This is a genomic window from Streptomyces kanamyceticus, from assembly GCF_008704495.1.
GTDB lineage: Bacteria > Actinomycetota > Actinomycetes > Streptomycetales > Streptomycetaceae > Streptomyces > Streptomyces kanamyceticus.
The window spans coordinates 1,877,574-1,890,334 of record NZ_CP023699.1; the positions used below are offsets into that span (position 1 = coordinate 1,877,574).

At 66.5% G+C, this 12,761-nt stretch carries 7 protein-coding genes and 2 pseudogenes; 4 read left to right on the forward strand and 5 right to left on the reverse strand.

The features are described from left to right. The first annotated feature begins 146 nt into the window (after positions 1 to 146). Both CP970_RS07300 and CP970_RS07305 read left to right on the forward strand, forming a co-directional pair. The gene (locus CP970_RS07300) at positions 147 to 6,641 is read left to right on the forward strand and encodes an RHS repeat-associated core domain-containing protein (RefSeq protein WP_398656898.1); all 6,495 of its coding nucleotides are present in this window, start codon (positions 147 to 149) and stop codon (positions 6,639 to 6,641) included. A gap of 11 nt (positions 6,642 to 6,652) precedes the next feature. Further along, the gene (locus CP970_RS07305) at positions 6,653 to 7,072 is read left to right on the forward strand and encodes a hypothetical protein (RefSeq protein ID WP_055544285.1); all 420 of its coding nucleotides are present in this window, start codon (positions 6,653 to 6,655) and stop codon (positions 7,070 to 7,072) included. A gap of 378 nt (positions 7,073 to 7,450) precedes the next feature. On the opposite strand, the pseudogene CP970_RS07310 reads toward CP970_RS07305, so the two are convergent. From CP970_RS07310 to CP970_RS07325, 4 genes and pseudogenes are all read right to left on the reverse strand, one after another. Beyond that, positions 7,451 to 7,815 (reverse strand): annotated as a pseudogene (locus CP970_RS07310) (transporter); the annotation flags it as partial. Positions 7,816 to 8,264: 449 nt separating this feature from the next. After that, a pseudogene (locus CP970_RS07320) lies at positions 8,265 to 9,389 on the reverse strand (IS110 family transposase). A gap of 728 nt (positions 9,390 to 10,117) precedes the next feature. Continuing rightward, positions 10,118 to 10,396 carry a PDDEXK family nuclease gene (locus CP970_RS44790; RefSeq protein WP_055544286.1) on the reverse strand — a complete coding sequence of 93 codons (279 nt, stop codon included), beginning with the start codon at positions 10,394 to 10,396 and terminating at the stop codon, positions 10,118 to 10,120. Then, positions 10,381 to 11,259 (reverse strand): hypothetical protein, encoded by an 879-nt coding sequence (locus CP970_RS07325; protein WP_055544287.1) that lies wholly within the window; start codon positions 11,257 to 11,259, stop codon positions 10,381 to 10,383. Before CP970_RS07325 ends, CP970_RS44790 begins: the two co-directional genes overlap by 16 nt. A 297-nt stretch (positions 11,260 to 11,556) precedes the next feature. Between CP970_RS07325 and CP970_RS44080 the strand changes: the two genes are divergently transcribed. Further along, positions 11,557 to 11,706: a hypothetical protein gene (locus tag CP970_RS44080; RefSeq protein ID WP_157877652.1), complete on the forward strand. Its 150-nt coding sequence runs from the start codon at positions 11,557 to 11,559 to the stop codon at positions 11,704 to 11,706. Between the two features lie 112 nt (positions 11,707 to 11,818). Beyond that, positions 11,819 to 12,325: a hypothetical protein gene (locus CP970_RS07330; protein WP_055544288.1), complete on the forward strand. Its 507-nt coding sequence runs from the start codon at positions 11,819 to 11,821 to the stop codon at positions 12,323 to 12,325. On the opposite strand, the gene CP970_RS07335 is transcribed toward CP970_RS07330, so the two are convergent. Then, entirely contained in the window at positions 12,288 to 12,704 is a 417-nt protein-coding gene (locus CP970_RS07335) for a transposase (RefSeq protein WP_079043197.1), read from the reverse strand. The genes CP970_RS07330 and CP970_RS07335 overlap by 38 nt on opposite strands. Between the last annotated feature and the right edge of the window lie 57 nt (positions 12,705 to 12,761).

A 12,761-nucleotide genomic window follows, 5' to 3' on the forward strand; every position in this document is an offset into this window, starting at 1 on the left:
CGGCCTTCTTCCAGCCCGTCCGGCGTTTGAGGAGCGGAGCCCCGGTTCGGGGGAGGCCGCAGGCGCACACCTCACCCCATTCCCCCCACACCACACCACACCGGCGTGGTGCCTCTCAGCGATGGACGGAAACACCCATGCATCACATGCCCGCGCCGCCACGCGGCGCAGGCGCGGCACGCAGACGCGTCGCGCTGACTCTGTCGGCCCTCATGATCGGCGGCCTGATCCAGGGCACAGGAGCCCTCCCGGCCGCTGCGGCCGCGGGCGACGGCCGCCCGGGCCTGCCGAAGACCGACGAGCCCATACCCGGCCAAGACGGCATCAGGGTCCAGCCTCGCAAGGTCAGTTCTGGCCCGCGTATGCCCGCCAAGGCGCCCAAGGCCGACTGGCCCGAGCCCGAGACAGCGACGGTCGATCTGTCGTCCAAGTCCGTGCGGGCCGACGGTGATCTGCCCGTCGAACTCACCCCCGCCGCCGAGGGGAAGGACGCACTCGACGGCACCGTCGAGGCCAAGGTCCTGGACCACAGCCACTCCGAACGAGCCGGTGTGGACGGCCTGTTGTTCACGCTCGCACCGAAGAGCGGCAAGGAAGGCAAAAACGGGGACGAGCCCGCCACGCGCAGCGCCCTCAAGGCCGCCGACAAGGCCGAGGCTGATGCCAAGTCTGCACCCCCCAGCGGCGACGTCTCCATAACCGTCGACTATGCCGACTTCGGCGGTGCCTTCGGCGGCACCTACGCCTCCCGCCTCAAGCTCATCAAGCTCCCGGCCTGCGTTCTCACCAACCCGGGCAAGACCGAGTGCCGCACTGGTACCCCGGTCGCCTCGAAGAACGACACCGGCAAGCAGACCCTGACCGCGGACAGGGTCTCCCTGCGCGCGGGCCGTGCCACCGTATTCGCCGCCGCAGCCGACACCAAGGGCGAGAAGGGCGACTACAAGGCCACTTCCCTCTCCCCGTCAGCCAGTTGGGACACGAACCTCAACACCGGTGACTTCACCTGGGCCTACGACATGCCCGTGCCCGAGGTCCCCAGCGGCCTCTCCCCAGACGTGGGCCTGAGCTACAACTCCGGCACGATCGACGGGCGCACCGGCGAGACCAACAATCAGGCGTCCTGGGTCGGCGACGGCTTCGACTTGTCCCCCGGGTTCATCGAACGCCGCTACAAGTCGTGTGCCGAGGACGGCGAGAAGGGCTCGGACGGCAACAAGCCGGGCGACCTGTGCTGGAAGTACGACAACGCCTTCGTGTCGTTCAACGGCAAGGGCGGCGAGCTCGTGCCCACGGGCCACAACGACGAGTGGAAGCTGCAGCAGGACGACGGCACCAAGATCAAGCGCCTGAAGTCCACCAACCGTGGCAACGGCGACAACGACGGTGAGTACTGGCGTGTGACTGACCCGGGTGGCACGCGCTACTACTTCGGCTACCACCGCTTGCCGGGCTGGAAGGACGGCAAGGAGACCACGGACTCCACCTGGACCGTACCGGTCTTCGGCAACAACTCCGGTGAGCCCTGCCATGCCGACTCCTACGCCAAGTCCTGGTGCCAGCAGGCCTGGCGCTGGAACCTCGACTACGTCGTCGACACCCACGGCAACGCGATCTCTTACCACTACGGCAAGGAGACCAACCACTACGGCCGCAACCTCAAGGCCGAGGACGCCACCCCGTACACCCGCGGCGGTTACCTCAAGCGCATCGACTACGGTCTGAAGTCCTCGTCGATGTACGGCACCAAGCCCGAGGCGCGCGTCGTCTTCGGCAACTCCGAGCGATGTCTGCCGAAGGACGGCGTCACGTGTACGCCGGACACGATCGACGAGAAGTCGTTCTACTGGTACGACACGCCCTGGGACCTCAACTGCAAGGCGGGCAAGAAGTGCGAGGGCGCACACTTCGCACCCTCCTTCTGGACCCGCAAGCGCCTGACCGACGTCAGCACGGAGGTCCTGAAGGCCGACGGCGCCTACGGCAAGGTCGACTCCTGGAAGCTCGGCCACCGCTGGGGCATGGCCGACACGGACTACCAGCTGCTGCTCGACAGCGTGCAGCACACGGGCCACACCGCGAGCCCGGCGATCACGCTGCCGAAGACCACGTTTGCGTACACACAGCTCGCCAACCGCATGGACAAGACGGGTGACGGCTTCGCGCCGTTCATCAAGTCTCGTCTTTCCACGGTCGCCGACGAGTCCGGCGCCCAGATCGATGCCACATACTCGGCGCCCGCCTGCGACGCGGCCAAGCTGCCGACGCCGCAGTCGAACACCACACGCTGCTTCCCCCAGTACATCGGCGGTGACGCCCAGAACGATCCGGTGCGGCAGTGGTTCAACAAGTACGTCGTCACCTCCGTGGTGGCGACGGACCGCACGGGTGGCGCCCCGGACCAGGTGACGACGTACGACTTCCTCGACGGCGCGGCCTGGCACTACAACGATGACGACGGCCTGACCAAGGAGAAGCACAGGACCTGGTCGCAGTGGCGCGGCTACGGCCATGTCCGGGTCAAGACCGGCGGCCAGGGCGGCGCTTCGGCCATGAAGTCGCAGGCGGACACGTACTTTCTGCGCGGCATGAACGGCGACCGCAAGGGCCCATCCGGCGGGACCAAGTCCGTGAGCGTGTCCCTCGGCGGCGGCGAGGGTTCCGCGATCACCGATGACGCGGCGCTGGCGGGCTTCACATACAAGACCGTGCAGTTCGACAAGCCCGGCGGCAAGGTCATCGGTAAGACCGTCCACCGCCCCTGGCACCATGAGACTGCCAAGAAGACACGCGACTGGGGCACCGTCACCGCGGGCTTCAGCGGCATCTCGACGACCCAGGCGTGGACGTCCCTCGACGACGGTGCGGGCAAGAAGTGGCGCACTGCGTCCACCTCCACGACGTACGACAAGGTAGCCGGGCGCGTCACGGCGGTCGACGACCACGGTGACCCGGCGAACGGTGCGGACGCCCAGTGCACCCGCACCGAGTACGCCACCAACAGCGACAAGAACATCCTCAACCTGCCTGCGCGCGTGGAGACAGTCGCCACGTCCTGTGACAGCGGGGTAAACCGCAAGAAGGACGTCGTCAGCGACGTCCGCACGGCCTACGACGGTGGCGCCTACGGTGCGGCGCCGACGAAGGGCAACGCCACCGCGACGGCGACGCTCAAGAGCCACGACGGCACCAAGGCCACGTACTTGGAGGCCGGGGCGACCTTCGACGACTACGGACGCGAGCTGACGACGACTGACCTCACCGCCGACGTCACGGTCACCGGTAGCGGCACCCCGGTGCGCGCCAAGCGCTCCGACGGCCGCACCACGAACACGATTTACACCCCGTCCACGGGCATGCCCACGCAGACCAGGACGGTGTCGCCGCCCGCCACGCGCCTCGACGCAAAGAGCGCGCAGACGACGACGGCGCAGCTCGACCCGCTGCGCGGGCACATGCTCAAGGAGACGGACACCAACGGCAAGGAGACGGAGTTCGCGTACGACGCGCTCGGCCGCTCCACCAAGGTGTGGCTCGCCGACCGCAAGACGTCGTCCACGCCGACGTACGAGTTCTCCTACTCCGTCACCGAGGGCAAGCCGGTGGCCGTCGCCACCAAGCTACTCGACAACAACGGTGGCCAGGTCTCCTCGTACAAGCTCTACGACGGCTTCCTCAGGGAGCGACAGTCCCAGGCTCCGGGCCCGGACGGCGGCCGTCTGATCTCCGACGTCTTCTACGATGAACGCGGCCTTGTCACCAAGACGTTCGCGGACTACTACGTGGACGGCAAGCCCGTTACCGAGCTGTTCAAGCCCGCCGACGCGCTGTCCGTGGAGTCGCAGACCCGCACCACCCACGACGGCATCGGCCGCCCGGTGCAGGTGCAGATGATCGCCGGGAACGGCGACGGCGGCAAGGTCCTGAACACCACGACGACCAGCTACCACGGCGACCGCACCACGGTCGTTCCGCCGGCCGGCGAGACCGCCACGACGACCCTCACGGACGTCCGCGGCCGCACGGTCGAGCTGCGCCAGCACCATGAGCGGAGGGCCGACGCCCCCTACGACAGCACCAAGTACACGTACACACCCTCCGGTCAGCCCTCGACGGTGACCGACCCCGCGGGCAACAAATGGACGTCCGCGTACGACCAGCTGGGCCGCGTGGTGAAGTCCAGCGACCCGGACAAGGGCACCACGACCAGCGCGTACGACGACCACAACCAACTGGCCTCCAGCACCGACGCCCGCGGCCTCACTCTCGTCAACGTCTACGACAACAGCGGCCGCAAGACCGAGGTCCGCGAGGGCTCGAACACCGGCAAGCTGCGCCTGAGCTGGACCTACGACACCATCCCCGGCGCCAAGGGCCAGCTCGCCGAGTCCACGCGCTACGTGGGCGACGCGAAGTACACGACCAAGGTCACCGGCTACGACCGCCTCTACCGCCCCGCGCGGACCGCGGTCGTGATCCCGGAGTCCGAGGGCGAGCTCGCCGGGACCTACCAGACCGGCACCGCGTACAAGCCGTCGGGCAAGGTCGCTTCGATCAGCTACTCGGCGGCGGGCTCGCTGCCCGGTGGCTCGGTCAGCTACGGCTACGAGGCGGACACGCTGCGTCCGACGTCCGTGTTCGGGCAGGGTATGACGGCCTCGACCAAGTTCAGCCACACCGGCAAGCCGCTGCAGCACGAACTGGGCCTGACGGACGGCAAAAAGACCTGGGTCACCAACACCTATGAGTGGGGCACCCAGCGCCTGGCCACGACTCGCGTGGACCGCGAGGACCAGAAGGGCGTCGACCAGCAGGCGAGCTACACCTACGACGAGGCGGGCAACGTCCTGTCGCTCAAGGACGTCTCACGCACGGGCACGGACAACCAGTGCTTCCGCTACGACTACCTGCGGCGCCTGACCGAGGCATGGACGCAGGGCGACCGGACGTGCGGCGAGTCCCCGTCCGCCGACGCCCTCGGCGGCCCGGCCCCGTACTGGCACTCGTACACCTACGACAAGACCGGCAACCGCCTCTCGGAGACCCGCCACAACCCGACCGGCGACACCAAGAAGGACGTCAAGCGCGCCTACGCCTACCCCAAGCCGGGCACCGCGCAGGCCCACGCGCTGACCTCGGTCACCACCGAGGGCCCGGACGGCACGCGGAAGATGGACTACGCCTACGACAAGACCGGCAACACCACCGGCCGTGGCGACCAGAAGCTCACCTGGGACGCGGAGGGCAACCTCACCAAGGTGACCGAGCCGGTCGCAGGCAAGCCCGACAAGGTCACGGAGTACCTGTACGACACTGAGGGCCAGCGTCTGCTCTCCCGTACGGGAGAGCGGACTACGCTGTACCTCGGTCACACCGAGGTCACGCTCGGCAAGGGCGCGGCCAAGGCGAAGGCCACCCGGTACCTCGACCTGGGCAACGGCCACCAGGCCGTGCGCGCGGACGACGGCTCCTTCTCCTTCACGATCGGCGACCACAACGGCACTGGCCTCCTGGCCGTCGGGGCACGCGACTTGTCCCTCAACCAGCGCCGTGTGACGCCCTTCGGCGGCACACGCGGTGAGGCACCGAGGTCATGGCCCGGCACGAAGGGCTTCGTCGGCGGCACCGACGAGTCGAAGGGAACGGGCCTCACCCATCTCGGCGCCCGTGAGTACGACCCGGACACGGGCCGGTTCATCTCCGTCGACTCGGTGATGGACACGTCGGACGCCCAGCAGATGCACGGCTACACCTACGGGAACAACAACCCGCTGGTGTACGCGGACCCGAGCGGGAAGTTCTTCCGCTCGTTCTTCAACAACATCTGGTCGAGCATCGTGGACTCGGCCAAGAACGCGGTCGGGATCAAGAACAAGAACCCTGGCGCCTCGCGGCCGAAGGCGACCGCACCGACGGTCAGCAACAAGAAATTGCGCGGCAGTCTGGCGAATCTCTATACCAAGGACACGGGTGGAAGGGTCTGGGGCGACGGCAAGACGTCGACCGCGATTATCCACGAGCTCAACACGGGGAAGCGGCTGCCCGACCACAACTCGAAGAATCCGAACGCGACGAAGAAGCAGTGGCACATCGACAAGGGGTGGGCCGCGATGAAGGGTCTCTCGGACATCCTGGAGAAGGACCGAAAGGCCAGGGAGACGGGTAAGGGCGCGGAGAGCCTTCTCAACGACCACGACCTGGCAGTCGCCAAGTCAGAGGCGAAGGAACTCTGGAACGCGCTCAACTCCCGCGACGTCACCGGAAACATCAAGAAGCTGGCTCACAGTGACGCGAACATGAAGAGCGCCATCAAGAAGAGCATGGCGGGCACCATGCAGAACTCGGCCGTCAAGGACCTCACAGGTCAGAAGTTCGAGCCGACCAAGCACAAAGGCCCCCAGCCGGTCGGCGATCCCACACGCCTGCGTGGCTTTGCCAAGTCGTTCGGCATCGCGGGTGGCGTGACATCGGCGGCTCAGGCGCCTGGCTATGTCAGGGAGTACGGCTGGAAGCGCGGCACATGGGAGATGATCAAGGGCATGTCCGACCCGTTCGGTTTTTCCAAGGGGCAGGACCCCTACTACCCTGAGGACAATGGCGGCGGATCCATTTGTGATCCCTCCTCTGGCAACTGCGCCTGATGGGACATCTGATGAGTGAGATCCGAGGGGAAGACTTCCCCGCACTGTTGTTGGGCATGGTGCCGGAGACAGCGGAGCATATCGCTGCTCTGTACGAGATGCCCGCGGAGCAGGCAGTCGTCAGTGAGGCCCGATTCGACACGTACGCCCTCCTGCAGGAGGCGTTCATGGAGCCGGTCGTACTTCCGGAGCTCGGTAAGAACGTACCGGATGCCGAACTCCTGGGCAGGTGCTTCGACCTTGTGGACCTTCTGGTGCAGAGCTCGAGCCAGCACTTCACGGACGCTGTGTACTTCCAGGTCCTGGAGGAGTTCTTCGACCGGGACCGTCTCGAGAAGGCCATCCCTTTCATGCAGAAGAGGACCCGGGAGCGTACGGCAGACATGCTGAGCGGGCACGAACTCCCCGTTCCTGAAGGATTGCTCGGGTAGGCGACCTACACACGATTGGGGCCCCACGCCTAAAGGAGTGGGGCCCCAATTGGCTTGAGCCTGTCGGGGATCTCGGAGTTGCCGAGGTCAGCTGCTCGGGATCCGCCAGGACTGCGGCCGGGGTATCTCGCGATGGTCGAGGTAGTTTTGAAAAGCGTTCGGTCGGCGGGGCGTGGAGGTTTCCTGGGCCAGTGCCAGTCCGCTGAGGTGTTCGATGTTGACGGCGATAGCCGTCAGGATGTGCTGGACGTGGGCCTCTCGCTCTCCTGGGCAGCGGCGGCGGGAGTCCTGACCTCACAGCGCGGGGGCAGGAGCAAGCAGCGGCTCCACGCTCCTGAGGGTCTTCGGGTACGGCAGTCCGATCGCATCGGTGGCGGGCACGGCATGCGCGTCATAGCGGGTGAGTCGCCGGCCACGCAGATCAGCTGCGGTGCGCTCCACAGGATCTGGGACGCGGCCGAGGCCCCGAGCCGGGCGCGGACCAGGTTCCGGAAGGCGTCCTTGTGGTTCGTCAGCCAGGCCATGTAGTACAGGCCCTGGTTGATCACACCAGCGTCGGTGCAGCGCTTGTACTCCACGATCACGGGTGCCCCGTTCTCGTCGAGACCCAGCGAGTCGATACGTCCGCCGTCGGCACAGTCGATGACGTACTCACCCGCCAGGAACCTGACGTCCAACATCGTCTCCATGTGCGCCTCGACGAGGTTCTGAACCTCCGCCTCAACCCCAGCCAGACGCAGCATGACCTCACTCACGCCGCCCGCCAAGTTGAACAGCTTCAGGCCCACCGCTCCCCCTCCGTGATCACGGTGCCAGAGGGGAACGTCGCAGATTCCGGGGGGTATTTCCGCGGCTGAAGCCGTCTTGAAAGGAACCGAATCCGCGCATCCGCGCAACCTGGGCCGGAACCGGCAGCGTCGCGGACGCTTCCCGTGCCTTCGGGCTCTCAAGGGCGAAGGGCTACGACCTGGTCCGCCGCGGCGAATTCCCCTGCCGCGTACTCCGCATCGGCCGTAGCACCCGCGTCGTCACCGCATCCCTCCCCCGGGCACTCGACAGCGGCCAACCTGAGTACGGTGGAGCCCATGAGGCATACCCCGCGTCAGCCTGACGCGCTGCGCGCAGAAGCCCCCGCCGGACACCGGCGAGGGCTTCTTTTTGTCACCGACGGCCCCTATGAGCGGGGTACTGGCTATAGCTGTCTGACCAGGTGGAAGACCTCCCGGGCGGCATAGCGCTTGAGGCAGCGGACGATTTCGCGACGGGTCTTCCCCTCCTTGATCCGACGCTCGTAGTAGTCCTGCGTCCGCTGGTCGACCCGCAGCCGGGTGAACACGATGCGATGGAGCGCGGCATTGGCCTGCCGATCGCCACCACGGTTGAGACGACGGAACTGCCGACGCCCCGAAGAACGCTCGACAGGACTCACCCCGCACAAAGCAGCGAAGGCCGCTTCACTGTCCAGCCGTTCCGGGTTGTCCCCCACCGTGATCAGCAGAGCGACTGCCGTGTCCGGGCCGATCCCCACCACGTCGAGCAGCTGCGGGGCCTGACGCTTGACGAGGCGGGCCAGACGCGCGTCCACATCCCGGATCTGCTCGGAGAGCTGGCCGATCCGGCACGCCAGCAAACCCAGCGTGATCCGCGTGGCCCGCAGCACCCCCACTTCACCGCCCTCGTCCTGACTGTTCTCGTCAGCGAATCGCGCGCAGGTCCGGAAGAGTTCGGCGTTGCCCAGTGAGGCCAGTTCTTCCCGCAAGGCGGGGTCGGCAGTGATGAGGACGGACTTGAGCTGGTTGATGGCCTGAGTGCGGGCTTTGACGGCCGATGCCTTCGTGAGCTTGTACATTCTCGCGATCTGCACCGGCCCGTCGCCCGCTTTCGCCCGAGCACAGGCCCGCCCGCTCAATACGGCTCGCGCCGCGTTCTGGGCATCGAGCGGATCCGATTTGCCTCGCCGACGGCGATCCGCTCGGTCCATGCGGTTCACGTCGATCACGTCGATGCCCTGGGCCAGCAGATAGCGGGACAGGGACGCCCCGTAGGAGCCGGTTCCCTCCACCCCGGCCCGCCGCACGGTTCCTGACTTCCTGGCCCACTTCAGCAGAGCGCGCTACCCCGTCGCGGTGGTCGGGAACTCCGCGGTGGCCAGCACCGTCCCCATCGCGAAGAGCACCGCAGCCACGTGAGCATCCCGGTGCGTGTCCACCCCCAGCACCACCTCCCCCGCCAGGCGACGACGAGGCTGCGCAGCAGACGGCGTACTGGACGTGGCCGAACTGGACACGCCCGTTCCCCTTCCGTTCCGACGGCGCATCGCGTTGCCGGTACCAGGCCACGTCAGACGGTCAGCATCGTGAGGACGCCACAACGAACGGCAGGCCCCTATCGGGACACGCCCAGCCGGCCCGGCACCGACAACGCGCCATCCCCGACCGTCAGCCGACAGCGTGACTGCGGGACACCTCGGTCAGAAAAATCATGAGTCAGACCCCAGGCCCGGGATAGCACCCACGCATTCTCCCGCCCCTCCTAGCACACGAACCCCGCGTGTCCTGTCATGTTCAGACCTGACCGCCAACCAGGACTGGGCGACAGCTGACGCCCGCTGATGACAGAAAGCGCTCGCAGCGCAGCGCGACCGCATGACCCGACCGCTCCCGGGAGACTTCGTCCGAACCGGCACTGAAGCTGCTCTGAACGCGACACCGGTAAGTTGGCTCCTCGTACACCCGGGGCCCTATTGACGGACTACCCAGTGGCTCGCCCCTACCAGCTGCCCCTCGCCAGCTTCCTCCCGCTCCTCCACCAGGTAGTGCCCTACGCGGTCCTGACCGCTGGCGTGTGAGCACTGGCGGCTCGCCCCTGCTCGAGGAGCGACGGGATCACCCCGAGGAAACCCGCCCCAGCGGCACATTCTCTCAGCTGGCGAGCCGCCCGGAGATGGCCGCCTTTCAGGGACTGGCGCACCACGTCGGCGAAATCGACGGGCAGGGCGACCACAACCGAGCCCGGTGCGGTTCCTAGCTCAGCTCGAACCAACGGCTACCGCGGGCGGGCCGACTGCGTTGAGCCGAACCGCTCGTCGAGCACGGTGAAGAACTCGCGCAGCATGTCTGGCGCGCTATCGCTCATAAGTTCATAGCCTCCGAACCTGAAGACCTCGTAACCACGCAGCCGCAAGGCCCGGTCCTCCGCCATCATCTCGCCGTACAGCTGGGGCGAGGGCCTTCTGTCGTCATCGAGCCCGACCGAGTAGTGCTGGACGCCGTCCACCTCCAGGACGACGCGTGCACCACTCGGCAGCATCAGCAGAAAGTCCATACGTTCACGGTTGAGACGGTCCGGCTTGTTGAGCGCTCGGCGTTGCTTGCGGGTGAGCGGGTCGTAGTGCAGATACACCTGCGGGAGGAGTGCGGGCAGATTCCCGCCGCCTTCGTTGACGTAGCGCTCGCAGTAGGTGCGGAAGAGCAGTTCTTCCGGCGGGCTCCCCAGGGAAGCCAACAACCTACGGAAGAGGTGTTGCTGCACCTCGACGTCCGAGCTGAGTCGAGATTTTGCTCATGCCGCCACCAGGCGGTCAGCTCACCCCACGTCAGACCAGCGCGAGTGAGGGCGCGGTTGTAGACAAGGCAGGTATCCACGTCGGACACGACCTCGATGGTGTTGCTGATGGCATCGCGAAGGATGATCTCAGGCTTGTAGCTGGTGGACGCGAAGATGATGTTCTTCATCTCACCGTCCACTCCCCGGAAGCCCAAGGTGTCAGTCGCTGAGTCCTCCAGCTCCTCCAACTTGGCGAGCACCGGAGTGAAGAGCTCGTTGATGTACCCGCGACGCAGCGCCCACGAGCCACCGTGCGTCATGCCTTGAGCGCTCCAGTAGCCGTGCCATCCGTCGAAGTCGTTGAACGGCGGATCGAAGGGGACGTCGAGGCGACGCAAGACGGCCTTGAGCGAGCGGATGGCCAACGCACTGTCTTCGTCTGTGAGCTTCTTCTGACTCTGGTCAGTGCCGTAGGCCGTCAGCTCCGACTTCATGAGCCGAGTGAGTGCGTACCCCGCCTCCAGGTCGCTGTAATCCTCCAGCTCACCCTGACGCAACTGCTGGGCGAGCTTCGAGTCGAACTCGTCGTGCATGTTCCAGTTTTCGTCCGGTATCTGGATGAAGAAGTCGCTCGGCTTCATGAGAGAAGCGTATGGCGAGCAGTTCGGCCGCGGGGATGGTTCACGAACTGCTCGCGGCCTGCGGGAGCGGCTGTCGTTGAGGGCGTGGGCATCGCAGCTGGCTGCGGGCGGCGTAGGTGGCAGCGGCCAGGCGTGCTGGCACCAGCCATGTACGCAGCAGAGATTCCGGCAACGCAGTTCGCGGGACGGTGGGCAAGCAAAGCCGGCACGTCGCTGGTCTTCCACGAGGATCACACGTTCACCAGCAAGCACTTCGGCGGGCAGCCCTTCCCACAGGGGTGCAATACCCCGTCGGCCATGGCCTCCGGACACTGTGCCTTCTACTCCCCTGCGCGAACCGCCGAGATGAAGGGCCTGCTGACCGCTGACGAGGCCGCGGCCAAAGGCTCCGTCCTGCCGCTCTCCGCCAGCAACTGCACAGTGGACGTCAACCTCTTCGGCGACTAAGAGGCTGTTGTCTTTCCGTTCTTGATCACCGTGTTTCCGCTGGTTCGGCATAGTCCGCTGGTTGCCGTGGCAGGCAGGACACGTTGTGTCGGTGCGGGCGTGGAGGTGCGGGATGCCGTCGGTGATCGGGTTGCTGGAAGAGCGTGAACGAGTCGCTTCCCAGAGGGTCGAGGTGCTGCGGGAGGCGGCGGACCGGGCTCTTGCGGAGTTGCGGGAGGCCGAGCGGGACTGGGAGCGGTTCGTCATCACACGGGAGACCGTGGTCGAGGTCCTCGCCGGCCCGGGCGGGGAGGAGAAAGCTGAGGTGGTCGTGCCCGTGAACACGGCTCACAATTCCGGGAGTTCGGACGTGAGGTCGCTGGTGGCGTTGTGGCGGGAAGGGCACGAAGCGTCGGTACTGCCGACGGAGTATCAGCGGATCGTCACGGTGCTGAACTCTGCTGAAAAGGGCCTGGCCTGCGCAGAGTTGGCGTCCAGGCTCGGGGTGGATATCGCGGTGAAGACGAGGGTGGAGGGCGTGCGGTCGAGGGCGAGGCGGCTGGTGGACCGGGGCTGGCTGGTCAGGGAGCCGTCGGGGCGGTTCACGCTTGCCGCGGGCCTGCGAGGCGGCGGATCATGAGCATCGTCATCGACCATCGGATCATGGCCTCGCTGCTGTCAGGCCGGCGCTCGTAGTCACGGACGAGACGGCGTGAGCGAAGCAGCCAGGCGAAAGACCGTTCCACGCACCACCGCCGGGGCAGGACCACGAAGCCGGTGATCTCGTCGGTGCGCTTGATCACCGTGACGGCCAGGTGCAGGATGGCCAGGGCCCAGGTGATGAGGGTGCCGGTGTAGCCGCCGTCGGCCCATACCTTCGTGATGGTGGGGAAGCGGTCGGCCAGGTCGGGCAGCATGTCGGTGGCCGCCTGGCGGTCGGTGACGTCTCCCGCGCTCACGTGGATCGTCAGGAGCAGTCCGAGGGTGTCGCAGATCAGGTGCCGGCGCCTGCCGTTGATCTAATGGGCGAGAGCTGAGCTCGTTAAGCACCTTCTCGATGCCGATCGCCGGCGTCA